Consider the following 23,400-nt stretch of genomic DNA (forward strand, 5'->3'; position numbering starts at 1 on the left):
CTTTTTCTGCTCTTTCGGTCGAGTTCTAGAGCAGCAGGTGCAGTGCGACGGAACCGAGACAAACGCCGACGACCAGCGCGAGCGCGAGCGCGTCACGGCGGCCCGGAGCGCTGGGGTGGGCGGTGAGCTGCCCGGTGCCACCGCGCGCGGTGATCGCCTCACCCAATTCACCGGCGCGGCGGGTGGATACCGCCATGGCCGCGGTGAGGATGTCGATGAGCGGGTTGTCGGCCGCGCGAGCGAGCATGCCGTCTTTGGGGCGGAGCTGACGAGCAGCCCGCAGCACCCGGATCTCCTCCATGAGCAGGGGCAGACCGCGCAGGGTGAGCGCGACGACGACAGCCCATTCGTCCACCGGGAGCCGGAGTCTGCGCAACGGCGCGCCCAGCTTGGCGAGGGCGGGCGCGATATCACCCATGGGTGTGGTCCACGCGATGAGGAACGAGGCGGCCATCAGGATCAGGGTGAACGTGGCGATCTGCGCGTAGCGCAGCACCGCCGCGCCGCCGACCGGCACCGTGATCAGGCCGCCGACGACGAACAACGCCCAGAACCACCAGGGCAGGCGCGGCAGCGTGCCGAGCGGCAACCGGGCGGTGACGCCGACGAACACCAGGAACGCCGTCATGATCCCGAGCACCGGCCAGGACGGCATGAACATCAGCACCAGGCTGATCAGGAACACCCCGATCATCTTGGTGCCCGCCCACAGTCGATGCACCGGACTGGCGACCGGCACCTGACGCAGGAGAACGGTGCTCATTCTCGACCTCCGTGCTCGAATCGCCACGCGGTCGCGCCGGGCGTGCGCAGCGTCCCGGGGCCGGTATCGGCCTGTGCGGGGGCCTTGCCCGGCAGCGCCGTGGCTTGCCACGCGGATTCCGCGCCCAGGATGCGTCCCGAGCGCAGATGCACTGTCCGATCGCACACCGCCGCCATGTCGGCCACGTCGTGCGAGATGACGATCAGCGTCAGTCCGGAGTCCCGCAGCCGCGCGAGCAACTCCACGACCTCGGCCCGGCCCTCCGGGTCGAGACCGGCGAGGGGCTCGTCGAGGACGACCACCTGGGGATGGCTGGCCACGATGGCCGCGAGCACCACTCGTTTGGCCTGGCCGCCGCTGAGTTCCTCGATCGAGCGCGCGGCCAGCGACCGGTCGAGTCCGACGGCGTCCAGCGCACGGCCGACCGCGCCGGAGCCGGTGGCCCGCCCGCCCCAGTCGGCGATCTCCGCGCCGACGGTCTGCTTCTGCAATTGCAGGCGGGAGTGCTGGAACGCGAGTTCGACCCGGCCGATCTGCTTGCTGATCGGCTTGCCGCGCAGGTCGCAGCGGCCGGAGCTCGGTTCGATCAGGCCCGCCATGATCCAGGCCAGGGTGGATTTGCCCGAGCCGTTGCCGCCCACGATGAGCAGCGCCTCGCCTCGGCGGACCGACAGGTCGACGCCGTGCAGGGCGGGCGCTTCCCACGGTGTCGCGCGGTTGTAGGTGTGCCGGACGTCGCGCAGTTCCAGGATGGGCTCGCCCATCGGCCTGCGTCGCTCGTCGCGCACCGGGCGCGGCCACGCGGGCAGTCGCGCGACCGAACGGCCCGCGGCCAGGTGCACTACCCGGTCGGCGGCCGCGGCGTCGGCTTCGTGGTGGGTGACCAGGACCACGGCCATCGGGTGCCGTTTCGGCAGCGCGGCCAGCAGTTCCACCAGTTCCCGGCGGCCGTCCGGATCGATCATCGAGGTGGCTTCGTCGGCGATCAGCAACGCGGGCCGCCGGGCCAGCGCCGCCGCGACCGCCAGTCGCTGCTGCTGCCCGCCGGAGAGCGTGGCGGTCTCCTTGCCGCCCATCCCGGCCAGCCCGACCTCGCCGAGCAGGCCCTCGACGTCCACCTCGGCGGCGAGTTGCGCGGACAGGCCCCACACGACGTCGTCGGCGACGAGCACGCCGAGGGTCTGGCTCTCGGGTCGCTGCAGGACCAACGCCGTCCCGCCGAGCCGTCCGAGACCGGCGGACCCGGGCCGGCGCACCGATCCCGAGGTGGGCGGCAGCCCCGCCAGCAACCGGGTCAGCGTCGACTTGCCCGAACCGTTGTGGCCGACCACGGCCACGAATTCGCCGAGTTCCACGGTCAGGTCGACGCCGCTGAGCGCATCGCGCGCCGCGCCGGGATAGCGGAACCCGGCATCGCGCAGCGTGACCGGCAGCGGTGCGATCGGCCGGTCGTCGACCGGGGCGTCGAGCCGGTCGGAGCCGGGCAGCCAGTCCAGCCGGTCCAGTACCGAGCCGAGGACGTACCAGGAGAACACCCCGGTGGCCACCATGCCGAGGGCGACGCCGCCGCCGATCCACGCCCACCACCAGCGCAGTACGGAGTCCGCCAGTTCCGCCGCCAGTTGCCCGAGCGAAGCCAGCTGGGCCTGGGCGGCGAGATCCTGCATACCGCGCGCGAGGTTGCGGATGTTGTCGAAGAACAGGTTGCGGACGCTCGACAGCGCCAGCAGCGATCCGACGGCGAGCGCGGCCCACGCCAGCCCGGCGAGCAGCGAGAGCGCGAAGACCGCGATGACGCCGCCGCCGCGCCGCTTCACACTCCCGATGATTCCGCCCATGGTGGCCGCGGCGAGCAACGCCGTCGCCGCCGCCAAGCCGCCCGCCACGAAGGTGACCAGTGTGGCCGCGATGCTCGCGGTCACCACGGCGCGCGACCGGAAGCGGTGCGCGATCAGCCCGATCGGGACCGCGGCGACCAGGTTCAGCGCGGCGGCGAACGGGACCACCGAGCCGATGGTCACCAGCCCGACGGTGGCTCCGCCCAGCACGGCGCCGGTGGCCAGCTCGATCGGACGCAGTGGCCCGCGCTGATCCGATTCGCCCGGACGGTCCAGTTCATGCACAGCACAAGTCTGCCAGCCCGGCGGGAGATGCCGGGTCGAGCTGGATCGGCGTCGGTCAGGAGACCGGGGTGAGCGTGTAATGCCGGGGGTCGAGGCGACGGGTTCGGCGGCGGTAACTGGCCTGCGATCCGGGCCAATTGTTGGTGATGCGGCCCGCGGAGTCGCGGTACCAGCTCGAGCAGAAGTTCCACGGCGTGCGGGCCAGGCGCTGCTGGAGTGCGGTGTTGTAGTCCTCCTCCAGGTCCGCGCGGACCTCGACACAGTGACCGGGGTGGTCGGCGAGCAAGCGCACGGCCTGGCGGATGTAGCGAGCCTGCGACTCGATCATGTAGATGATCGAGCCGACGCCGAGATTGGTGTTCGGCCCGTAGACGAGGAACAGGTTCGGGAAGTCCGGCACCGTGATGCCGTAGTAGGCGTGCGCGCCGTCGGCCCAGGCGTCGGCCAGCTTGCGGCCCCCGCGGCCGTAGACGTCCATCGGCCAGAGGAACTCCGTGCCCTTGAAGCCGGTGCCGTAGATGATCACGTCCGCCTCGTGCACCGCTCCGTCGGCGGTGCTTATGCCCCGCGGGGTGACCTCGCTGATGGCGGTGGTCTCCACCCGTACGTTCGGTTGGGTGAGCGCGGGGTAGTAGTCGTTGGAGAACAGCGCGCGCTTGCAGCCGATCGGATAGTCCGGGGTGAGTTTGGCCCGCAGTTGCGGGTCCTCCACTTGTTCGGCCAGGTGCCGGGCGGCGATGCGGGCCACCCACCGCGCGATCGCGGGGACCTCAACCAGTCCGAGCGAGACGAACTCGGCGATCGACCACCACCCGAACCGTTCGGCCAGCAGCATGCCCGGCACCCGCGCGAACAGGTTGTGCTGGATCGGCGTGTAATCGGTGTCGAACTTCGGGATCACCCAGGCGGGCGTGCGCTGGAACAGCGTGAGTTCGGCGACCAGGGGCTGGATCTCCGGGATGAACTGGATGGCGCTGGCCCCGGTGCCGACGCAGGCCACGCGTTTGCCGGCGAGGTCGACGTCGTGGTCCCACTCGGCCGAATGGAACGACGGGCCCGCGAAGGTCTCGATGCCGGGAATGGCGGGCAGGGACGGGCGCGACAGCTGGCCCACCGCCGAGATCAGCACGTCCACGATCCAGCTGCCGCCGTCGGCGGTGCGAACGGTCCACCGGCCGGTGGCGTCGTCGAATTCCGCGTCGGTGACGCTGGTGCCGAAACGGATCGCCGACAGCACGCCGTGGCGTTCGGCGACGCCGCGCAGGTATCGGTGGATGGCGGCCTGCCCCGAGTACCGCTGCGGCCAGTCCGGCTTGGGTTCGAACGAGAACGAGTACAGCGGGGACGGCACGTCGCAGGCGGCGCCGGGGTAGGTGTTCTCCCGCCAGACCCCGCCGATGTCGGTGGCGCGCTCCAGGATGGTGATGTCGTCGAAGCCGTTGCGGCGCAACTCGATCGCCATGCCGATGCCGCCGAAGCCGGCGCCGATTATGAGGATCGATGGCCCATTGCGCACTGTCATGTGACACTCCTCACCGCGACCGTAACTGTCTCCACTGTAGGAGCCGGTGTGCCGTCGTATCGAGAAATTCGGCCATAATGTCCGCGTGGAGCGGGTGCAGGATCCGGAAATCCGCGATTGGAACTTTCCGCGCGGGGTGGCCAGCGTGGCGCTGATGGTCGGCTACGCAGCTGAGCGCGGTGTGCCCGCCGCGCCCATGCTGCGCGGCACCGGCCTCACCGAGCAGCAATTGCGTGATCCGGACGCGCAGATCGACGCGCACACCGAACTGGCGGTCATCCGCAATCTCGTCCGCGAACTCGCCGACCGGCCCGCGCTCGGTGTGGAGGTCGGCCGTCGCTACCGGATCACCACCTTCGGCATCTTCGGCTTCGCGTGTGTCAGCAGTCCGACGCTCGGGGAGGCGATCAGCTTCGCGCTGCGCTACCTGGATCTCAGCTTCACCTTCTGCCTGCCGGTCGCCGAGTGGGGCGAGGGCGAGTTCGTCGCGGTGGTGCACGACGAGTCGGTGCCCGCCGACGTGCGCCAGTTCCTCGTCGAACGCGATGTCACGGCTATGCATCGGGTGATGAGCGACCTGCTCGGCACCCGCTTGCCGCTGACCAGGGCCGAATTCCGTTTTCCCGCACCCGCGTACGCGGACCGGATCACGGAGGTCACGGTGGTGCCGCCGCGTTTCGGCATGCCGCGCAACCTGTTCGCGATCGAACCGATGCTGCTGGAACAACCACTGCCGCAGGCCAACGAGCACACCTGGGCGATGTGCCTGGCGCAGTGCCGGGACCTGGTGCACCGCCGCAGGGCTCGCACCGGCATCGCGGCCGAGGTGCGCGAGCGCCTGGTGCCGCGCGGCGGCGCGGACGGGTTCGCTGCGCCACCGGGCATCGACGTCGTGGCGAACGATCTCAATATGAGCACGCGCACGCTGCGGCGCCACCTCGACGCGGCGGGAACCAGCTATCGCGCGCTGCTGGACGAAGTGCGGCGGGCATTGGCGGAGGAAATGCTCACCGCCACACCGCTATCGGTGAGCGACGTGGCGATCCGGCTCGGCTACGCCGAAGCCTCGACGTTCATCTTCGCTTTCAAGCGGTGGACCGGTAACACCCCGGCGGCTTACCGCCGCGAACGCGCCGTCCGGCGTTAAGCCCCTTCGCCGCGCCCGCTCCTGCTACCGGTGTAGGCCAGCTCGCGAATCTTGCCGATGGCTTTGGGGAACAGCTCGACCTCGGGCGGATGGTTGAGCATCGGATCGAAGTAGTCCGTGCGATGTTCGGCGGATTCGGCGGGCCGCAGTGTCAGTTCGGCGACCCGCCAGGCGGGGCCGCTGAGGCGGCTGGCGGTGAGGGTGAAGCTCACCAGATCCTCTTGCAGGTGGGCTTGCATCGACTCCAGCGACGCGGACCCGGGCTGCACGCCGTCGGGCTCGGCGAAGAACCAGGTGGGTGCGGAGTTGTCGATCCGGTAGGGCATCAGGCAGCCGTAGCGTGCGCTTGCCCAGCCGCGCGCGGGGGTGATCACCAGCCTGCCCAGCGACCCCTGGCCCGTGGTGGCCAGTGCGAAATCCCAAGGCTGGTCGTCGTGGCCGAGTACTCGGAACGCCAAGCCGAGCACATCCGGCAGCCCGTTCGGCAGGCCGACGCCCTTGGACAACCGCGCGATGACCGCGCGGTCGCCAGGGCCGAAGAGCGGCTCGAATTCCGGCTCCGCGTGCAGGCGACCGGCCAGGTGCAACCCCGTCGGGTGGAACACCCGCGCATGCCGGATCCGCGCTCCGGCCGCGAACGCGTTCTTCACCACTGCGGCTGGTAGATCGACCATGGCGAATCCTCCCGGGTAGGCGTCGTGTGCCTCCCGATTGCCCCGGCTCGGGCCGGGTAAACCGGCCTCAGACCGGTTGCACGCCGATCCGGCCGCCCAGCGGAATGGTCCGGAAGTGGGTGGTGAGCCGGTGGTCGTCGCCGATGACGTGCAGCGCGACCGCCGGGTCGGGCGCGTAGTCCATGACCTGGTCGGGCAGGTCCAGTTCCCACTCGCCGCTCAGCACCGACGCGGTGCTCGGCGCCACCAGCAGCGGGCGCCCACCGAAGGTGGTGGTCGCGGCGGAATGCGCGTGCCCGGTGAGAACGGCGACGATCCGGTCGTCCCCGGCCACCAGTTCGGCCAGGCGCTGCGGCTCGGCGAGGGAGATGTCGTCGACGATCGGGCTGAACAGGTGCGCGGGCGGGTGGTGCAGCGCGAGCAGGATGGGCTTGCCCGCAGGCGCCGTGTCGAGCACCGCGTCCAGCCACCGGTAGGTCTCGTCGGCGAGCCGCCCGCCGGCCTCCCCGGGAATGCTCGAATCCAGCAGCGCGACGGTGAGATCGCCGATGCGATGCGAGCGGTTGATCGGAGCGTCGGAGGCGGGCTCGCCGAGCAGGCTCGTGCGGAAGCCCGCGCGGTCGTCGTGGTTGCCGGGGATGGCGTACACGGGGATCTCGGCGTCGAAGGCGAGCTTGGCCTCCGCGTACTGCTCGGGTTTGCCGGAATCGGTGATGTCGCCGGTCACGAGGATGGCGTCAGGTCTGCGGCGCAGGCCGGCGATGAACGCCATCACCTGCTGCACACGTTCGGCATTGCGGGTGCCGAGATCGAAATGTGTGTCGCTGACCTGAGCCACCAGGATCATCGGCATTCGCTTTCGCTAGGGGTTCGCTGCACTGCGTCAGAGGGTGCGCGCGTCGCGGCCACCGCACGTCATCAGGCTAGTTGACCTGCGTATTACGCGTCGCCATGACGCTCGCCACCGTACGAAAACTCCTCGGTGAACTGTGGTTGGGATCACATTGTGAAATGCGTTGTCGCGGTCTCGCGGGGTCAGGTCGTGGGGGATTCGGCTACCGCGTCGGAGAGGGTGCGCAGGGCGCGCAGGAACGTGCGGCGATCCGGCGCGGGCAGTCGCTCGAGCAGGCGGTCCTCGCCCGCCTGGATGTCGCGCTGGGCACGGTCGCGCAGGTCGCGGCCCGCCTCGGTGAGCGAGATCAGGTTGACCCGCCGGTCCCTCGGATCGGGTTCGCGCGTAATCAGGCCGCGGCGCTGCAACTCGTCGAGCACGCCGATGATGCGGGTCTTGTCCGCGCCGATCGCCTTGGCCAGCGCCGCCTGGGTGTGCACGGGCTCGGCCCCGAGGCCGAGCAGGACGGAATAGCCCCACATCGACAGCTCATGGCGCTCCAGGATGGGCAGTTCGGCGGCCATGAGCGCCCGGATGAGCGGCGCGATCATCGCGGCGAGATCGGGACGGGCGTTCGGCATGGACCGACGATACTGCTTGGCAAATTGTAAGCTCGTACATATGATGTGCAGATGCTTACTAATTCGGTAGAGGAATTGCGTGCCCGGCACGCCCGGTCGGTTCGTTTGAGCGTGGACGCCGTCGCCCGTGTGCGCCCCGACCAGTTGGACGCCGAGACCCCCTGTGCGGGTTGGCGTCTGCGTGACCTGCTGGAACACATGATCGCCCAGAACCACGGCTTCGCCGACGCCGCGCGGGGTGGCGACGATCCCGGTGTCTGGGCTGTTCGCCCGTCCGCCGATCCGGTCGCGGACTATCACGTCTCCGCCGACGACGTGCTGTCCGCTTTCGCCGCCGAGGACGTCTTCGAGCGCACGCTGGTGCTCGCGGAAATCCTGCCCGACCAGGGCATTCCCGCCGCCCAGGTGATCGGCTTCCATCTGGTGGACAGCGTCGTCCATGCCTGGGACGTCGCGCGATCGATCGGCGAGACCATCACGCCCGATGCCGCCGTGGCCGACGCAGCGCTGAGCATCGCCCGCACCGTCCCCGACGGCCCGGAACGCTCCGACCCCGGCGCGCCCTTCGGTCCAGCGCTGGCCGAACCGGAGCAGACCTCGACTCTCGATCGAATCCTGCTGGCTCTCGGCCGCTCGCCGAACTGGCCGAACTGACGTGCTCCGGCGGCTGCCCTCGCACGCGCTCACGCACCTGGGCAGTTCGCCTGAGGATGATTGTGGATGAACCGCGAACCAGTGCCTGCCGTGCGCGAGAGCGCGACAAATGGTCACGGTGCCCGACTCAACGCTCTTGCCGCAGGCGTTCGGGTGGTGGAAGCCGGGTGCGGGGCTGTGCCGGGTCTGTGCAGAACAGAGCGGGTCCGCGGGGCCGCCTACCGGATCGCGCGCAGGAGATCGGCTGCGTGGTCGAGAGGTGGCGGGGTCGCGGATTCGCCAAGCGGACGCCAGAAATCGGTGTCGGGCTCGGCGGTCAGCGACAGTTCCGGCGGGGTGCGCCAGGAGGCGGTGAGGCCGAGGCGCCAGGAGTGCAGGTAGGTCCGTTGGTGGGCGCCGGAGCGGTCGAACAGGGGATCGCCAACGATCGGATGCCCGGTCCAGGCCAAGTGGACGCGGATCTGGTGGCGGCGGCCGGTGACCGGGCGCAGCGCGAGCACGGTGTGCGCCGGGCCGCGCAGCACCGTCACGAAATGGGTGAGCGACGGGTAGTTCTTGACGGGCAGCAGGTCGGCGTCATCGACGAACCAGCGCCCCTCCGCATGGCGGATGCTCTCGCGCGGCGCCGCGATCCGCACCCGGTTCTTGCGCCCCACGCTGAGCGGCAGATCGAACTCGCCGGTCTCGGGCAGGCCGGTGGCCGCGACGACGGCCAGGTACGCCTTTTCGGCGGTTTGCTTGTTGAACTGCCTGGTCAGCTCGCCGTGCGCACCGAGTTCCTTGGCGAACAGGATCAGCCCCGAGGTCACCTTGTCGATCCGGTGCACCGGATACAACGTTTCACCGGCAGCGGCCGCCAGCTCGACCAGGTCGGTGTCGTGGCGCTCACCGGTGACCGCGATGCCGGCCGGTTTGCGCAGGGCCAGGATCGCCGCGTCCTCCTCGACCAGGGAACGCGCGCGCAGCTGTGACCAGTCCGTGTCCACCGGACGAGCCTAGGGCGGGCGTCGCGGACAGGCGGCAGGCGGTCGGGGCTATCTGCCGTTCTTGCCGTTGCGCCGCAGCAGGTGCGGCCGCAGGCGGTTGAAGCCGCGTACCCGGACGCTGCGCAGGTGCTTGATGGTGAATGCCGGGTCGCCCTCCAGTGCGGCGGCGGCGTGGTCGTCGACCAGGACGGTGCCCGGCCGCGCGACGCCGGTGAGCCGCGAGGCGATGTTCACCACCGAGCCGTACAGGTCCCCGAAGCGTTGCAGTACCGGGCCGTAAGCGACGGCGACCCGCAAGTCGGGGGTGCCGCCCACCATCATGGTGGACTCCTGGATGGCGAGGGCTATGCGGGCGGCCTCGGTGGCGGATTCGGTGGCGAACATGACTTCGTCGCCGACGTTCTTGATCACCCATCCGCCGTTCTCGGTGATGGCGGCGGTGGTGGTGGATTCGAACGCCTCCAGCAGCATGGACAGTTCGTCCGGATGCAGGTGCCTGGTCAGCCTGGTGTAGCCGACCATGTCGGCGAACCCGACGGCCAGTTCGCGCACCGACTCACCCGCACTCGTCCCCGGGTCCAGCGAGCGCGCCAGCGCCGCGGCGAGATGCCGCCGCCATGCGTAGGCGTTCAGCTGTTCCAGCGTGGCGATGGCGCCCTCGGTGGCGGCGCGCACCGTCTCCTCCGGGTCGGCATCGGGATTCGCTCGGGCGATGCGTTCCTCGATCTCCGCCAGCACCAGGTCGACCTGCCATTCCGCCAGGCGCGCCATGCCCTGGCCGAGCGTGCGCGCGGTCGCCGACTGCTGCTTGCTGTCCGCCGAGGACAACACCGTGAGCTGCTGGAAGTTGCGCACCGCCGCGACGTCGGCGTCGGCGTAGTCGACCGCTTCGTCACCGATGCTCGACGGGAAACCGAGCGCCATCCACAGGCGCTTCGTGAGCGCCGTCGTCGTCCCCGACTGCTCGGCGACCTCGGTGCGGTCGTACCGGCGAGCTCCGTCGAGCAGGTAGGACTCGACGACCGACTGCACCAGCTCGGACCTCTCGGTGGGCGCCATGTCCATGATCGGTACCTTACGGGCCGCATCCGTCGACGCGGCCTTCATTGGGGCAGTTCACATACCGCCGAGCGGCCGACATCGGCTTCGCCCGCGCGCCGAGGGTGTTATCGGTCTCCTTCAGCGCTGTGCGGCGGTGGACGGGGTGCGGCCCTTCCCCGGCCAGGGGCGCGTGCGGGAGGTCCGTGACCGAGCGCACCGGCGATGGCCGGGCGCGCGCGGCGATCGCGAGTCCGACCACGGAGGTCATCGCGTCCCACGGCTTGCTCCGATAGCGTCGGGACGACGGACGGGTCTCTGATCGGAGGGCACTGTGGGCAAGACCGGACGGGTTGCCGGGTTCGAGATCACGGAGGGTAGCTGGGCGCACGGCCTGCCGTATTTCGCCATCGGCTCCGGTCGGCCGCTGGTGTTTCTCCGGTGGTTCAGCCCCGACCACGCGAATCCTCGCGGGTGGATGCGCGACTCCGAGGTCAAGACGCTGGCGCCGCTCGCAAGGAACTTCCGCGTCTACGCGGTGAGCCGTGCGCCGGGCATGGCGGAGGGCAGCACGATGGGCGAGATCGCCGCCGAGCACGCGGACGCGCTGCGCGGTGAGTTCGGCGAGCCGGTCGACGTACTCGGCATCTCCTCCGGCGGCTCGGTGGCGCTGCAACTGGCCGCCGATCATCCCGAGGTCGTGCGCCGCCTTGTCGTAGCGTCGTCCGGATACCGCTTGGACCCGGCCGCCAAGGAAGGCCAGATGCGCTACGCCGAAGCCGCTTTGCGCGGCCGACGGGCGATGCACCACCTGGCGCCGATCGCCGTGTCCTCGCCTGTCGCCGCGCGTTTCGCGGCCGCCGCCATGTGGTTGCTCGACCCGCTGACCCGCCCGGTCGACCCGGCCGACACGCACGCCTTCCTCCGCGCCGAGGACGGATTCGACGTCGGGGAGCGCTTGGGCGAGATCCAGGCGCCCACCCTCGTCGTCGGCGGCGAACGGGACGCCGCCTACAGCGTCGCCACTTTCCGTCGTACCGCCGATGGAATCCCCGATTCGCGCCTCGTCATCTACCCCGGTGCGGGCCACATGGGCGCCATCAAACACCCCCGCTTCGCCGCCGACGTCACCGAATTCCTCACGCGGAATGCATGACTCGCCGCCGACCGCGTCTTCGGCGCGGCGCGAACCCGGGTTGCCCCGCTCGGTAAACAAGGGCTTCGTGATCGGGTAGTGGATCATGGGACGCCTCTTCGCGTTCGTGGGACTGCGGGCATGCGATCAAGGTGCGGGCGTGGGCGTCCAATAGCCGGAGCGGTGGTCGTCGCGGGCGGTGTGGAACGCCATGTGCAGGCGCTCGGCCATACGGGCGGGAGCGGACAGGTCCTCCCAGGTCCAGCGGCCGACCGCCCAGCCGAGGGCGCGCAGTTGGTCTTCGCGCAGCCGCGCCGCGTTGTCCGCCGGTGCGGCAGGCCGGAGGCCGCGCGCCGCGGTTCGGTACTCGGCCCCTGCGTCGAACTCGCCGATCACCCCGAGGTCGGGAAACAGGAAATCGACGCGGCCGACGCAGATCGCGCTATCGGAGAAGACGCGTGCCTGCACTTCTGGAGCGGGGAAACCGTACTGCCGCAGCACGAGTCGGCTGCGCGATACGCCGACGCTCGCGCTGCGCCCGTCGAGGAAGCCGAGGACGCGGGCGGCCCGGCGGCATCCGGGCCGGTGCCTGGCCCTGCGGAGCTGTTCGCGTAGTTCCGCCGTGGTGGTCACGCCCTGACGCAAGGCGGAATCTCCGAGGACGACGGCCTGTTCGAAGCCTTCCGATCGGGCGATGTCGAGGACGGTTCGCGCCGGAGTGGTCACCCGGATGTCGTCGACCAAGGTGATCTCGTCCGGCTCCACCTGGGCCGAATGGACCACGATCCGCCTGCTCGACCGACCGCCGTTGATCCGGTTCCTGGTGAGATGAACGCGGTCGAGCGAAATGCCCCAGGTTGCCATTCCGTGCAGCACCGCCGCCGAGCAGTGGCTCGTGATGGCGGACTCGGAGGTGGACTCCGCCGTCGCCAGCGTCAGCAGCAGGTGCCGGCCGGTCGCCCCGAGGCCGGACGCGGGCGAGTTCAGGTAGTGCCCGGCCCGCAGCCGCGACCACTGCCCGGTCCGGCACAATCGGTGCAGCGCGTTGTCGGACAGGCCGGAGGCCAGCGCCTGTCGGCGCGAGATCAGTTGCGGTGCTTCCATACCGACGATCGTGATCGACCCGCGGCCCCGCCACACCCACCGCACGGGCGACTGGGGACAACACGCATGCTGTGCATAACTCCGGTGCGCGATCAGCCCATCTGGGTCATGCCCGCCGCGACCACTCGAGCCACGTTCAGCACCTCGTCGGCGGTGGGCAGCGGCACGCCGTCGAGCGCGTGCAGCCGGTCGGTGCTGGCGATGGCGAACATCGCCGAGACCCAGGCCGCGGCGCACGCCCGCAGGGTGCCGGGGCGGACCGGGCCCGGAGCGCTGGCTTGCAGCACCCTGGCGGTGACGTCCAGCATTTGATCCCGCAGGCGGCGCAGCTGCCGTCGCACGTCGGGATGGGTGTCGGCCTCCCGCCACAGGATCACCCGCAGCACCGACGAGTGGTGGTCGCGCAGATTCAGGGCGGCGTCGAGGTTGACCAGGCTGGCCGCCGGATCTCCCGGCGTCACCACCGTGCCGATGTCATCGATCGGCTGCGCGGGCACCCGCTCGGACATCAAGGCGGACAGGATCGAATCCTTGGTCGGGAAGTAATAGAAGACGAGTCCTTTGGGGACGCAGGCCGCGGCGGCGATGGCCGCCGTCGCGGTGGCGTCGAATCCCTGCGCCGCGAAGAGTCGCTCCGCGGCGTCGAGGATGAGCTGCCGGGCGTCGCCGTCGGCTTTCGCGCTGCGGCGCCGCCCGGCACGCCGGGCTTTGGGCATCTGCATCAGTGATGCGGAGCCATGTCGTGCAGACGTCCCGACACCGTGGGCAGTGCCGCTACCGCGACCACCGCCGTCACTACCCCGACCACCCACGCGGTCCAGGATGCGCTGCGGTACTCGGTGAAGTCCATGACCCAGGGGGAGATGAACAGCAGTGCGCCGCACAGGCCCATCACGTAGTCCGCCGCCGCCATCTCGGGGCGGGCCATCTGTGCGAGACCGGTGAGGGCGATGAGCACGCCGAGCACGATCAGCGACCACATGGCGTTGTCGTTGGTGTCCACCCACAAGGGGGACAGTGCGGCGAAGGCTCCGAGCACGACCGCCAGGAGATCTTGCGCGCGGCTCTCGGTGAACATGTGTGCCTCCTCGGGCTGTGAATATGTCCTGTCCTCGGTATAACTCTGATTGACCGCCCGATCAATATCGGGACGGAAACGATTGGGCGGCAGTCCGACGGCCGCCGTGACGTGACGGTCCTCACAGAGGGGAGAACCAAGCGGAGGTTAGGGTGAGCTTCGTCGCACCGCCGGTCCCGTGGAACCGGCGGCCGGGTTCCAAGGAAGGGATGGCCGCATGACCGCGCCGATCGTGATCGTCGGAGCCGGCCTCGCCGGCCTGCGCACCGCGGAGGAACTGCGCCGCGCGGGATACACCGGTGCGCTCGTGCTGGTCGGTGACGAGTCGCGGCTGCCGTACGACCGGCCACCGCTGTCCAAGCAGTTCGTGCGCGGCGAGACCGACGACACCACGTTGCGTCCCAGCGAGTTCTACGACGAGAAGCAGATCGAGCTGCGGTTGAGCACCGAGGCGGTCGGCGTCGACACCGCGGCCCGTCGCGTCCGCCTCGCCGACGGCACGACGCTGGACTACGAGCAGCTGATCGTCGCCACCGGCCTGCGCCCGCGCCGCCTGCCCGGCCTGCCCGAGCTGCGCGGTGTGCACGTGCTGCGCGGCCATTCCGACGCCGTCGCCCTGCGCGCCGACCTGACCGGCGCGGCCACGGCGCTAGTCGTCGGCGCGGGCTTCATCGGGTGCGAACTCGCCGCGAGTTTCCGGGCGCAGGGTGTGGCTGTGGTGCTGGTCGAACCGCAGGCCACGCCGCTGGCCTCGGTGCTCGGCGCGGAGGTGGGCGAACTGGTCGCGCGGATGCACCGTGCGGAGGGCGTCGACCTGCGCTGCGGCATCGGTGTGGACACGCTGCTCGGCGACGACGCGGGACGGGTGCGCGGCGCCCGGCTGTCCGACGGCACCGAAGTCGCCGCCGACCTCGTCGTGATCGGCGTCGGTTCGCGTCCGGTGACCGAATGGCTGAGCGATTCCGGAATCGCGCTGGCCGAACCGTCGGCCGGTGGCGGCGTGCTCGCCGACGAAGTGGGGCGCACCTCCGTCGAAGGCGTGTGGGCGGTCGGCGACGTGGCGGCGTGGCTGCACGACACCGGGGCGCGCAAACGCGTCGAACATTGGACCAACGCGGGCGAACAGGCCAAATTGGTCGCCTGCGCGCTGCTGGGCGCCGAACCGCCCACCGCGGCGCGCGTCCCGTACTTCTGGAGCGACCAGTACGACGTCAAGATCCAGGCCCTCGGCACCCCCGGCGCGACCGACGAGGTGCACATCGCCTCGGACGACGGCCGCAAGTTCCTCGCCTACTACGCCCAGGGCGGCAACCTCACCGGCGTGGTCGGCGCCGGCATGACCGCCCAGGTGATGAAGGCGCGCGCCAAGATCGCGGCAGGCGTTCCGGTGACCGAGCTGCTCGCGCCCAGCTGACTCACGCAGGGTGACTGAGTTGCTTGCGCCGAGTTGAATCCGCGCCGGGGTGAGCGAGTTGCTTACGCCGAGTGGACTGGCGCGGGGCGAGCGAGTTGCTTACGCCGGGGTGAATCCGCGCCGGGATGAGCGAGTTGCTTGCGCCGAGTTGGCTGGCGCGGGGTGAGCGAGTTGCTTGCGCCGAGTTGGCTGGCGCGGGGTGAGCGAGTTGCTTGCGCCGAGTGGACTGGCGCGGGGTGAGCGAGTTGCTTGCACCGAGTGGACTGGCGCGGGGTGAGCGAGTTGCTTGCGCCGAGTTGGCTGGCGCGGGGTGACTGAGCGCCTTGCACCGAGCTGACCCGCGCCGGGTGACCGAGCGGTTCACGCCGAGTGAATCCGCGCGGCCGCCTCGCGTGGAGTCCGTTCCGGTTGTTGACGTAGGCGGTCCATTACGGTTGTCGCGGGCTGTTCGGCGCGGTCCTACCCGTTGCGGCCGGTGATCCGGCGCCTGTTGTGGAGCGTGCGCCGGGCGTGAGCGGTGTGCGGGGCTGGCGGTGGGGCTGTAATACGGTGGTGCGGTGATCGTCGCGCTCATCGACTCGGGTCTGGGGTTGCTGCCCACCTCCGCTTGGTTACGCAAGTTGCGGCCGGATGTGGATCTGCTGCTGCAACTGGACCCGGAGGGCGCGCCGTGGGGGCCGAAGCCGGAGGACTGGGTGGTCGAGCGCGTGGTGGGCGCCGCACGGACCTCCCTCCGGATGGGGGCCGAGGTGATCGTCCTACCGTGCAACACGGCCAGCGTCACGGCGCTGGAGCACGTGCGCGCGGAGGTGGGGCCGGACGTGCCGGTGATCGGCACCGTGCCCGCGATCAAGCCCGCGGCGGCGGTGTGCCGGTCGGTGGCGGTCTGGGCCACCGCGGCGACGACGGCGAGCCGGTACCAGGCCGATCTGATCGCGAAATTCGGCGGCGACGCCGACGTGGTCGGCGTGGCCTGCCACGGATTGGCCGACGCCATCGATCGCGGTGACCTGGCGGCCGCCCACGACGCGATCGCCGACGCGGCCGCGCGGACTCCGCCGCACGTCGAGGGCGTGGTGCTGGGCTGCACGCACTATCCACTGGTGACCGACGCGATCGTGGCCGCGCTGCCGGACGGTGTGCGGCTGTTCGACAGCGCGCAAGCCGTTGCCGCGCAGACCGTTCGGCGTATCGACGCGCTCGGCCGCCCGAGCACGGGCGCCGGGGAGATCCGCGTGCTCACCAGCGGTCGGCCCGGTGCGTTGCCCGCCAGCGCGGCCGCCTTCGAGTCGGGCCGCGCTCTGGGCGCGCAAGGGTGAACCGCCGCCCGGCGGAGCGTCCGCCGCGCCGACGAGGTCGAAACGGGAGTGTGGTTCGATGACCGGCTCGGTGACCGCGGCCGACGTGCGAGCGGCCCTGCGGGAACTGGCGAATCCGGCCGACGCGGCGCACCTGCGGCGGTTCTTCAAGACCGGGCCCGGCGAGTACGGCGAGGGTGAGGTGTTCCTCGGCGTCCGGGTCCCGGCCAGCCGTGGCGTCGCGAAACGCTTCGCCGCCCTGGCGCTGGACGAGATCGACGAGCTGCTCGACAGCGACGTGCACGAGGACCGGTTCACCGCGCTGGTCATCCTGAACGCCCGATTCGCCCAGGCGTCCAAGCCGCGCACGTTCGACGATGCCGCCCGCGCCGCCGTGGTGCAGCTGTACCTGGCCGCCGTGCGCCGCGGTCGGGTGAACAACTGGGACCTCGTGGACGTGTCGGCGGAGCACATCGTCGGCCCGTGGCTGCTGGACAAGCCGCGTGACCTGCTGTTCGAGCTGGCCCGGAGCGAATCGCTGTGGGAGCGGCGGGTGGCGCTGCTGTCCACCTTCGCGTTCATCAAGGCGGGGGACGCCTCGACCACCTTCGCGCTGAGCGAACTGCTGCTCGCCGACCGGCACGACCTGATCCAGAAGGCGCTGGGCTGGATGCTGCGCGAAGTCGGCAAGCGTGTCGACCGGAGCCTGCTGACCGGCTTCCTCGACCGGCACGCCACGAACATGGGACGCACCGCGCTGAGCTACGCGACCGAGCATCTGCCGCCCGAAGTCCGCGCGGCGTATCGCGCGCCCCGGGCCCCGCAATAGTTCGGTCAACGCAACAATTGCGGGCGAACGCAAGATTGCGTTTCGAACCGGGGTCGACTCAGAACTGGATCTTCAGGTGGTCGGTCACCGGATGGGCCTGGCAGCCGAGGATATAGCCGTTCTCGATATCCTCGGGGTCGAGAATCTCGGCGTTGTCCATTTCGACCTTGCCTTCGAGCACCGTGCAGGCGCACGAACCGCATTCGCCTTCCTGGCAGGAATAGGGCACGTCCAAGCCCTTGGCCAGCATGATGTCCACCAGCGTCTGCTTGCGCGGCCACTTCAGCTCGTGCACTTCGCCGTCGAGTTCGACCTCGACCGTCGCCGCGTCGGCCGCCTCGTCCTCGGAGATCTCGACCGGCGCCTGATCGGCGAACGGGTCGCCCGCCAGCGAGTTGAACACCTCGGCGTGCGTGCGCGAGCGGGGCACGCCCACTTGGGCGAGCGCGTCGTGCACCCGGTCCATGAACGGTTTCGGCCCGCACATGAACGCGTCGTAGCCGCGATACGGCGCGACGAGCGTGGCCAGCGCGTCGGCGGTCGGCAACCCTTGCAGGTATTCCAGCCAGTGGATCACGGTGAGCCGCTGCGGATGCTTGTCCGCCAGGTCGCGCAACTCGCCGGCGAAGATCACCGACTCGTGGTCGCGATTGGCGTAGACGAGCACGATGCGGCCGGTGCCGCGAGCCAGCGCCGACTTCAAGATGGACATCACCGGCGTGATGCCGCTGCCCGCGCCGAACAGCAGCAGATCGTCGTCGAGGTCCTTCGGGGTGAACACACCGGAGGGCGGCAGCACCTCGATCTGGTCGCCCGCCCGCACGTTGTCGCACACCCAGTTCGACCCGTAGCCGCCGTCGGTCCGCTTGACGGTCACCTTCGGGCGGTCGTCGGTGTAGGGCGAGCTGGCCAGCGAGTAGCACCGTGCCACCGAGCCGGTCCGGTCGCTGGGGATGCGCAGGGTGAGGAACTGTCCCGGCTGGTAGCGGAATTTCTCGGCCAGCTCGTCGGGGACGTCGAAGACCAGCGAGCGGGTGTCGGCCGTCTCGGCGATGACCGCGGACACCCGCAGCACGACCGAGCGCGAGCCGTGTGGAACCTCGACAGTCGTCATGTCGTCCTCTCGAACCTGGCGCGGGCATCCCTCGATGCCAAAACTAGAACGTGTTTCAGTTTCATCGTACGTCGGTCGTCGCCTGACGGACAAGCTGGGCTTCGAGACCGGCGATCAGGACCTCCATGCCGAAGTCGTAGGAATAGCGTCCACGCAGGTCGCCGATGTAGCGGGTAGCCCGCTCGACCACGGGGGGCAGCGTCACGTCGGCCGGTGCGGAGCGGTCGCGCGGGTTCACCCGGCTGCGGCCGAACAGGTAGGTGTGGATGGTCGCGTAGGCGGCGAGCACGTTGCGGTCACCGAAACCCGCTTCGGCCAGTAGATCCATGATGGCGGCGATCAGGTCCAGCTGTTTGCCGAGCATCTGCTCGATGAGGATGTCGCCGAGGCCGGGATACTTGCGCAATTTCTCGTCGATCTGGTCGACGAGGTCGCGCAGCCGGTGCTGCCACGGCCCGGATTCCGGCGGTGGCGTGCGCACTCCGGTCAGCGCCGCGCTGGCGACGAGGTCGAGCAGCTCCCGCTTGTCCGCGACGTAGTAGTAGGGCGCCATCGGGGAGACGCCGAGTTCGCGGGAAAGTCGCCGCATCGACAATTTCGCCACGCCGTCCTCGCGGACAACCCGCAGCGCGGCCTCGACGATCTCGAACTCCGACAGCGTTCCATTCGTGGTGCTCGCGGGTCCTCCGTGGTTACGCAAGCTGCCGCCTCCGGGCCTGATGCTCGCACCATGGCGTGCCGCCGCCCCCGTTCGCCTGCATTCGTCCGACTCCCATGCCACCTCTACCGCTGCGGGCGTGTGCCGCCCGTCACATTTCGCTCAGCTGCTTGCCATTCGCAGTCTAGAGCGCCGGGTGCGGACCTCGTCGCCGCCTGTTCCACTCGGCGCCCGCCGAATCGGCCGGTCGTCGCGGCGGCCGAATCCCGGGTCTTCGGTTCGTACTGAAACCTGTTGTTTTGTCAGTTTATGACGTTATTGTGTGAGCACGGACTGCACCGGGCAGTCCGGCACACGGATCGTCCTCGCGGAGGTAGCCATGCCGGAATACGGGTCCATCGGACACGCCGACACCGACAACACCGGACGGATGGAGACCGCCGCCGCGCGGTCGGCCGAAGAAGCGCCGCTGGTCGAGGAGAGCCTCATCGAAGAGGTGTCCATCGACGGTATGTGCGGCGTCTACTGACGGGCGGTCGAGGACAATGCTCGATCTCGATACCCGCTGGCAGTTGCACCCCCGAGTGGCGCTGCGGCCGGAGCCCTTCGGCGCGCTGCTCTACCACTTCGGCACGCGCAAACTCTCCTTCCTGAAGAGTCCGCGGATCGTCGAGATCGTCCGGTCGCTGCCGGAGCACGCGTCGGCCCGCACCGCCCTGCGCGCCGCGGGCGTGCCCGAGGCCGGTACCCGGGCCTACGTCGATGCGCTGACCCAGCTCGCCGATTCGCAGATGATCGTCGGCGCTCCGGCCGGCGCTCCGGTGGCATCCGCGGTCGCGGCTTCGGCTCCCCGCGCGGCGGAGGTCGCGCCGTCGGACGCGGCGGTGCGCTTGGTGGATCGCTTCGAATCCGGTCTGGCCGCGCCGATCTGCCTGACCTGGGAACTCACCTACGCCTGCAATCTGTCCTGCGTGCACTGCCTGTCCTCCTCGGGCCGGCGCGACCCGCGCGAGCTGAGCACCGAGCAGTGCAAGGCGCTGATCGACGAGTTCGAGCGCATGCAGGTGTTCTACGTGAACATCGGCGGCGGCGAGCCCACGGTGCGCCCGGACTTCTGGGAGCTGGTCGACTACGCGACCGCGCACCACGTGGGAGTGAAGTTCTCCACCAACGGGGTCCGGATCACGCCCGAGGTGGCGGCCCGGCTCGCGGCCAGCGACTACGTCGACGTGCAGGTGTCGCTGGACGGCGCCGACGCGGCGGTCAACGACGCCGTGCGCGGCCCCGGCTCCTACGACATGGCCATTCGCGCCTTGGAGAACCTGGCCGCGGCCGGATTCCAGGACGCGAAGCTGTCGGTGGTGGCCACACGGCACAACATCGAACAGCTCGACCAGTTCCGGGCGATCGCCGAAAGATACGGCGCCACCTTGCGCCTGACCAGGCTGCGGCCGTCGGGCCGGGGCGCGGACGTGTGGGACGAGTTGCACCCGACTCCCGATCAGCAGCGCGTGCTCTACGACTGGCTGCTGCGCAACGGCGAGGGCGTGCTCACCGGCGACTCGTTCTTCCACCTGTCCGCGTTCGGCCAGGCTCTGCCGGGCCTGAACATGTGCGGCGCCGGGCGCGTGGTCTGCCTGGTCGACCCGGTCGGTGACGTCTATGCCTGTCCGTTCGCCATTCACGACCGGTTCCACGCCGGAAATGTGGTGACCGACGGCGGTTTCGGCGCCGTATGGCGGTCCTCGGAGCTGTTCGGGGAACTGCGCGAGCCCAGCGGCGGCGGCGCGTGCGCGTCGTGCAGCCACTACGACGCCTGCCGGGGCGGTTGCATGGCGGCGAAGTTCTTCACCGGGCTGCCCGCCGACGGACCGGACCCGGAGTGCGTCCAGGGCTACGGCGAGGCGGCGCTGGCCGATACCGAGCGGATGATCCCGCGTTCGTCGGTCGACCATTCCCGCCGGTCCGGGCCGCGAGCGGGCGGGCGCAAGAGCGGGCCGATCCCGTTGACGCTGAGCGCGACGCGCCCGGCTGGATTCGCGCCGGAACGCCGTCCGTCACGGGCCTGCGACGAGAGTCCGCTGGCATGACGCCATGAAGTTTGCTGAATGTATGCCGAATATCCGGTCTCGGCTATCGCCCGGTGTGCTACCGGGCGATAGCCGCACTGTTGCCGAATGCTGGGACAGGCGCGCTGGCGAACTTCCAGCATCGGAAGCGGGGCGGGTGGCTTCCGGTGGCGGGCCGGTTTCGCCCGGAATTCCGCCGTTTTTTCCGGACTGTTGATGTCCGCACCCGAAACTCCGCCTAGCATGCCAGGAATGCGCCATGATCGCCTGCCCGATGGATTCGGGGTGCGGATCGATCCTCGGGTACGCGCATACTCCGGTGGGCGAGTCCTGATCGGCGGTTCGCCCGCCCGGTTGCTGCGACTTGCCCCGGAGGCCGCCGAGATGATCGGCGACGGGTACCTCGAGGTGACCGGTCCGAAATCCGCCGTCGTTGCCAGACGGCTGCTCGACTCCGGAGTGGCCAATCCCCGCCCCCGGCTGCTGCCTTCGCCGGACGACGTCACCGTCATCGTGCCGCTGCACAACAACGCCGAGGGGCTGGCGCGGCTGCTGGCCGCGCTGCGCGGGCACAACGTCATCGTGGTCGACGACGGGTCCGACCAGCCGGTCCGGATCCCGCGCAACCGCGGCACCCGCTGCCGGGTGACCGTGCTGCGGCACGACCGCAAGCAAGGGCCCGCCGCGGCGCGCAATGCCGGTTTACGGGCGGCGACAACCGACTTCGTCGCGTTCCTGGATTCCGACGTGGTGCCGCGCAGCGGATGGCTGGAGGTGATGCTCGGCCACTTCAGCGACCCCGGGGTGGCGCTGGTCGCCCCGCGGATCGTCGCGCTCGACCCGGAGTCCAACGCGCTGGCGCGCTACGAGCACACCCGATCCTCGCTGGACCTGGGCCGGCGTGAGGCGGCCGTGCACTCGCGCGGACTGGTGTCCTACGTGCCGAGCGCGGCGCTGCTGGCACGGCGCAGGGCGCTGCTGGAACAAGGCGGTTTCGATGAGGCGATGCACGTCGCCGAGGACGTCGACCTGTGCTGGCGGTTGGAGCGGGCGGGCTGGCGGCTGCGCTACGAGCCCGCCGCGCACGTGGCGCACGACCACCGGGTGTGCTTCCGGGCCTGGTTCGGCCGAAAGCTCTTCTACGGCACCGGCGCCGCGCCGCTGGGCGAGCGGCACGCGGGCACGGTCTCGCCGCTGTCGGTGCCGTCCTGGACGCTGCTGGCCGCGTTCCTGTTGGGGACGCTGACCAAGTGGGGACTGCTCGGCGGCATCGTCACCCTGATCACCGCGCTGGCCCGGTTGCGCCGCGTCTTCGCCGGGCTGGACAACCCCACCCGGATCGCCGCGATCTACCTGGCGCGCGGCTTCTTCGCCGGACTGTGGCGCTTGGCCTCGGCGATGTGCAGGCACTACTGGCCGATCACGCTGCTGGCGACGGTCGTCTCCCGGCGGGTCCGGCGGGTCGCGGTCACCATGGCCGTCGCGGACGGACTGGCCGACTGGTTCACCCACCGCGACGCGGGCGGCCTGGATCCGGTGCGCTACGTGGCCTACAAGCGGCTCGACGACATCGCATACGGCACCGGTCTGTGGCTGGGCGCATTCCGCGCCCGCAGCATGGAGGCGCTCAAACCCACCACACCGTCGCGCTGATCCACCCGAACGAGATGTCCTGGACCACGGCGCACCCGTGCGCCCCGCCCGGTGGCGCTGACCGCGCCGCGACACTGAACGGGAGTCCCTATGGCCGACACGCTCATCGTCGGGGGCGGTACCGCGGGCTGTGTGCTGGCGGAGCGGTTGAGCGCCGATCCGGCGCACACGGTGCGGCTGCTGGAGGCCGGTGCGCTGTGGACCAGCGCGGACGCGATGCCCGCCGAACTGATGGACGCGGCCGCGCTTCCGATCGGTCCGGAAGCGCAGTGGCTGTGGCGTTACGAGGTGGTCCTCGCCGACGACCCGCCGGTGCCCGGAACCATCGTGCGCGGCAGGCTGATCGGCGGCTCCGGGTCGGTCAACGGCGGCTACTTCGTCCGGGCCACGGTGACGGACTTCGACGCCTGGACTCGCGTGCTCGGCGGCTCGGACGCCTGGTCGTACGCATCCGTGCTGCCGATGTACTGCCGGACCGAGCGGGACCTGGACTTCGGCGAGCAGCCCTGGCACGGTGACGGCGGCCCCATCCCCGTGCGGCGCGCGTCGGCTCCCGCTCCGGTCAGCGTGGAATTCGCGCAAGCGTGCCTGGCCGCCGGATTCGCCGAAGTACCGGATCTCAACGCACCCGGGACCGGCGCGGGTGTGGGGGCGGTGCCGTGCAATTG

The 23,400-nt window shown here is 70.2% G+C and carries 23 protein-coding genes; 10 read left to right on the forward strand and 13 right to left on the reverse strand.

All coding sequences use genetic code 11. The annotated features are described in order from the left end of the window. Positions 1-25: 25 nt before the first annotated feature. From HOV91_RS15210 to HOV91_RS15220, 3 genes are read right to left on the reverse strand one after another with little or no spacing between them, the layout of a single operon-like run. Positions 26-763: an energy-coupling factor transporter transmembrane component T family protein gene (locus HOV91_RS15210; protein ID WP_174186031.1), complete on the reverse strand. Its 738-nt coding sequence runs from the start codon at positions 761-763 to the stop codon at positions 26-28. Next, positions 760-2,886, reverse strand: a complete 2,127-nt coding sequence (locus HOV91_RS15215; protein WP_312884621.1) for an ABC transporter ATP-binding protein — start codon at positions 2,884-2,886, stop codon at positions 760-762. Before HOV91_RS15215 ends, HOV91_RS15210 begins: the two co-directional genes overlap by 4 nt. Before the next feature lie 55 nt (positions 2,887-2,941). Then, the gene (locus HOV91_RS15220) at positions 2,942-4,408 is read right to left on the reverse strand and encodes a flavin-containing monooxygenase (RefSeq protein WP_174186032.1); all 1,467 of its coding nucleotides are present in this window, start codon (positions 4,406-4,408) and stop codon (positions 2,942-2,944) included. A gap of 85 nt (positions 4,409-4,493) precedes the next feature. Here HOV91_RS15220 and HOV91_RS15225 point away from each other — a divergent pair, with 85 nt between their 5' ends. Continuing rightward, positions 4,494-5,555 carry an AraC family transcriptional regulator gene (locus HOV91_RS15225; RefSeq protein WP_312884622.1) on the forward strand — a complete coding sequence of 354 codons (1,062 nt, stop codon included), beginning with the start codon at positions 4,494-4,496 and terminating at the stop codon, positions 5,553-5,555. On the opposite strand, the gene HOV91_RS15230 is transcribed toward HOV91_RS15225, so the two are convergent. The 3 genes from HOV91_RS15230 to HOV91_RS15240 form a co-directional block, all read right to left on the reverse strand. After that, the gene (locus HOV91_RS15230; RefSeq protein WP_174186033.1) at positions 5,552-6,229 is read right to left on the reverse strand and encodes a phosphodiesterase; all 678 of its coding nucleotides are present in this window, start codon (positions 6,227-6,229) and stop codon (positions 5,552-5,554) included. The two genes, HOV91_RS15225 and HOV91_RS15230, sit on opposite strands and share 4 nt — an antisense overlap. A gap of 67 nt (positions 6,230-6,296) precedes the next feature. After that, positions 6,297-7,082, reverse strand: a complete 786-nt coding sequence (locus HOV91_RS15235) for a metallophosphoesterase (RefSeq protein WP_246350126.1) — start codon at positions 7,080-7,082, stop codon at positions 6,297-6,299. A 182-nt stretch (positions 7,083-7,264) separates the two neighbouring features. After that, positions 7,265-7,702, reverse strand: a complete 438-nt coding sequence (locus HOV91_RS15240; protein ID WP_174186034.1) for a MarR family winged helix-turn-helix transcriptional regulator — start codon at positions 7,700-7,702, stop codon at positions 7,265-7,267. Between the two features lie 51 nt (positions 7,703-7,753). Here HOV91_RS15240 and HOV91_RS15245 point away from each other — a divergent pair, with 51 nt between their 5' ends. Next, the gene (locus HOV91_RS15245; protein ID WP_174186035.1) at positions 7,754-8,356 is read left to right on the forward strand and encodes a TIGR03086 family metal-binding protein; all 603 of its coding nucleotides are present in this window, start codon (positions 7,754-7,756) and stop codon (positions 8,354-8,356) included. Between the two features lie 218 nt (positions 8,357-8,574). Here HOV91_RS15245 and HOV91_RS15250 read toward each other — a convergent pair whose 3' ends face one another. Beyond that, on the reverse strand, positions 8,575-9,342 hold the full coding sequence (locus HOV91_RS15250; protein ID WP_174186036.1) for an RluA family pseudouridine synthase: 768 nt from the start codon (positions 9,340-9,342) through the stop codon (positions 8,575-8,577). A 48-nt stretch (positions 9,343-9,390) separates the two neighbouring features. Beyond that, a complete protein-coding gene (locus HOV91_RS15255; RefSeq protein ID WP_174186058.1) occupies positions 9,391-10,401 on the reverse strand; it encodes an adenylate/guanylate cyclase domain-containing protein in 1,011 nt (336 codons plus the stop codon). A gap of 313 nt (positions 10,402-10,714) precedes the next feature. On the opposite strand from HOV91_RS15255, the gene HOV91_RS15260 reads away from it, so the two are divergent. Then, positions 10,715-11,536, forward strand: coding sequence for an alpha/beta fold hydrolase (locus HOV91_RS15260; protein ID WP_174186037.1), 822 nt, complete (start codon positions 10,715-10,717; stop codon positions 11,534-11,536). A gap of 126 nt (positions 11,537-11,662) precedes the next feature. Here HOV91_RS15260 and HOV91_RS15265 read toward each other — a convergent pair whose 3' ends face one another. The 3 genes from HOV91_RS15265 to HOV91_RS15275 form a co-directional block, all read right to left on the reverse strand. Beyond that, the gene (locus tag HOV91_RS15265) at positions 11,663-12,619 is read right to left on the reverse strand and encodes a type IV toxin-antitoxin system AbiEi family antitoxin domain-containing protein (protein ID WP_174186038.1); all 957 of its coding nucleotides are present in this window, start codon (positions 12,617-12,619) and stop codon (positions 11,663-11,665) included. A 92-nt stretch (positions 12,620-12,711) separates the two neighbouring features. Further along, positions 12,712-13,335, reverse strand: coding sequence for a TetR/AcrR family transcriptional regulator (locus HOV91_RS15270; RefSeq protein WP_174186039.1), 624 nt, complete (start codon positions 13,333-13,335; stop codon positions 12,712-12,714). 5 nt (positions 13,336-13,340) lie between these two features. Continuing rightward, positions 13,341-13,697: an SPW repeat domain-containing protein gene (locus HOV91_RS15275; protein ID WP_174186040.1), complete on the reverse strand. Its 357-nt coding sequence runs from the start codon at positions 13,695-13,697 to the stop codon at positions 13,341-13,343. 217 nt (positions 13,698-13,914) lie between these two features. Here HOV91_RS15275 and HOV91_RS15280 point away from each other — a divergent pair, with 217 nt between their 5' ends. From HOV91_RS15280 to HOV91_RS15290, 3 genes are all read left to right on the forward strand, one after another. Then, complete coding sequence (locus HOV91_RS15280) at positions 13,915-15,111, forward strand: NAD(P)/FAD-dependent oxidoreductase (protein WP_174186041.1); 1,197 nt, start codon at positions 13,915-13,917, stop codon at positions 15,109-15,111. A 557-nt stretch (positions 15,112-15,668) separates the two neighbouring features. Beyond that, positions 15,669-16,430: a glutamate racemase gene (locus HOV91_RS15285; RefSeq protein WP_174186042.1), complete on the forward strand. Its 762-nt coding sequence runs from the start codon at positions 15,669-15,671 to the stop codon at positions 16,428-16,430. 58 nt (positions 16,431-16,488) lie between these two features. Next, complete coding sequence (locus HOV91_RS15290) at positions 16,489-17,238, forward strand: DNA alkylation repair protein (RefSeq protein ID WP_174186043.1); 750 nt, start codon at positions 16,489-16,491, stop codon at positions 17,236-17,238. A 58-nt stretch (positions 17,239-17,296) separates the two neighbouring features. Here HOV91_RS15290 and HOV91_RS15295 read toward each other — a convergent pair whose 3' ends face one another. Further along, positions 17,297-18,352: a ferredoxin--NADP reductase gene (locus tag HOV91_RS15295; RefSeq protein ID WP_174186044.1), complete on the reverse strand. Its 1,056-nt coding sequence runs from the start codon at positions 18,350-18,352 to the stop codon at positions 17,297-17,299. 61 nt (positions 18,353-18,413) lie between these two features. Further along, positions 18,414-19,052, reverse strand: a complete 639-nt coding sequence (gene mftR2 / locus HOV91_RS15300) for a mycofactocin system transcriptional regulator MftR2 (protein WP_174186045.1) — start codon at positions 19,050-19,052, stop codon at positions 18,414-18,416. 388 nt (positions 19,053-19,440) lie between these two features. On the opposite strand from mftR2, the gene mftA reads away from it, so the two are divergent. From mftA to HOV91_RS15320, 4 genes are all read left to right on the forward strand, one after another. Continuing rightward, positions 19,441-19,539 (forward strand): mycofactocin precursor MftA, encoded by a 99-nt coding sequence (gene mftA, locus HOV91_RS15305; RefSeq protein WP_157107015.1) that lies wholly within the window; start codon positions 19,441-19,443, stop codon positions 19,537-19,539. Between the two features lie 16 nt (positions 19,540-19,555). After that, positions 19,556-21,100: a mycofactocin radical SAM maturase gene (gene mftC, locus HOV91_RS15310; RefSeq protein WP_174186046.1), complete on the forward strand. Its 1,545-nt coding sequence runs from the start codon at positions 19,556-19,558 to the stop codon at positions 21,098-21,100. 231 nt (positions 21,101-21,331) lie between these two features. Then, positions 21,332-22,732 carry a mycofactocin biosynthesis glycosyltransferase MftF gene (gene mftF, locus HOV91_RS15315; RefSeq protein WP_174186047.1) on the forward strand — a complete coding sequence of 467 codons (1,401 nt, stop codon included), beginning with the start codon at positions 21,332-21,334 and terminating at the stop codon, positions 22,730-22,732. Between the two features lie 90 nt (positions 22,733-22,822). Then, positions 22,823-23,400, forward strand: a 578-nt coding sequence (locus tag HOV91_RS15320) for a GMC family oxidoreductase N-terminal domain-containing protein (RefSeq protein ID WP_174186048.1), incomplete at its 3' end; no start/stop codon positions are given.

It is taken from the genome of Nocardia barduliensis (genome assembly GCF_013315795.1).
GTDB classification, from domain to species: domain Bacteria; phylum Actinomycetota; class Actinomycetes; order Mycobacteriales; family Mycobacteriaceae; genus Nocardia; species Nocardia barduliensis.

Bases quoted from the DNA above. Each gene is read 5' to 3' on its own strand.
- HOV91_RS15210 (WP_174186031.1), bottom strand. From the start codon at position 763: ATGAGCACCGTTCTCCTGCGTCAGGTGCCGGTCGCCAGTCCGGTGCAT.
- HOV91_RS15220 (WP_174186032.1), bottom strand. From the start codon at position 4,408: ATGACAGTGCGCAATGGGCCATCGATCCTCATAATCGGCGCCGGCTTC.
- HOV91_RS15230 (WP_174186033.1), bottom strand. From the start codon at position 6,229: ATGGTCGATCTACCAGCCGCAGTGGTGAAGAACGCGTTCGCGGCCGGA.
- HOV91_RS15235 (WP_246350126.1), bottom strand. From the start codon at position 7,082: ATGCCGATGATCCTGGTGGCTCAGGTCAGCGACACACATTTCGATCTC.
- HOV91_RS15240 (WP_174186034.1), bottom strand. From the start codon at position 7,702: ATGCCGAACGCCCGTCCCGATCTCGCCGCGATGATCGCGCCGCTCATC.
- HOV91_RS15245 (WP_174186035.1), top strand. From the start codon at position 7,754: ATGCTTACTAATTCGGTAGAGGAATTGCGTGCCCGGCACGCCCGGTCG.
- HOV91_RS15255 (WP_174186058.1), bottom strand. From the start codon at position 10,401: ATGGCGCCCACCGAGAGGTCCGAGCTGGTGCAGTCGGTCGTCGAGTCC.
- HOV91_RS15265 (WP_174186038.1), bottom strand. From the start codon at position 12,619: ATGGAAGCACCGCAACTGATCTCGCGCCGACAGGCGCTGGCCTCCGGC.
- HOV91_RS15270 (WP_174186039.1), bottom strand. From the start codon at position 13,335: ATGCCCAAAGCCCGGCGTGCCGGGCGGCGCCGCAGCGCGAAAGCCGAC.
- HOV91_RS15275 (WP_174186040.1), bottom strand. From the start codon at position 13,697: ATGTTCACCGAGAGCCGCGCGCAAGATCTCCTGGCGGTCGTGCTCGGA.
- HOV91_RS15280 (WP_174186041.1), top strand. From the start codon at position 13,915: ATGACCGCGCCGATCGTGATCGTCGGAGCCGGCCTCGCCGGCCTGCGC.
- HOV91_RS15290 (WP_174186043.1), top strand. From the start codon at position 16,489: ATGACCGGCTCGGTGACCGCGGCCGACGTGCGAGCGGCCCTGCGGGAA.
- HOV91_RS15295 (WP_174186044.1), bottom strand. From the start codon at position 18,352: ATGACGACTGTCGAGGTTCCACACGGCTCGCGCTCGGTCGTGCTGCGG.
- mftA (WP_157107015.1), top strand. From the start codon at position 19,441: ATGGAGACCGCCGCCGCGCGGTCGGCCGAAGAAGCGCCGCTGGTCGAG.
- mftC (WP_174186046.1), top strand. From the start codon at position 19,556: ATGCTCGATCTCGATACCCGCTGGCAGTTGCACCCCCGAGTGGCGCTG.
- mftF (WP_174186047.1), top strand. From the start codon at position 21,332: ATGCGCCATGATCGCCTGCCCGATGGATTCGGGGTGCGGATCGATCCT.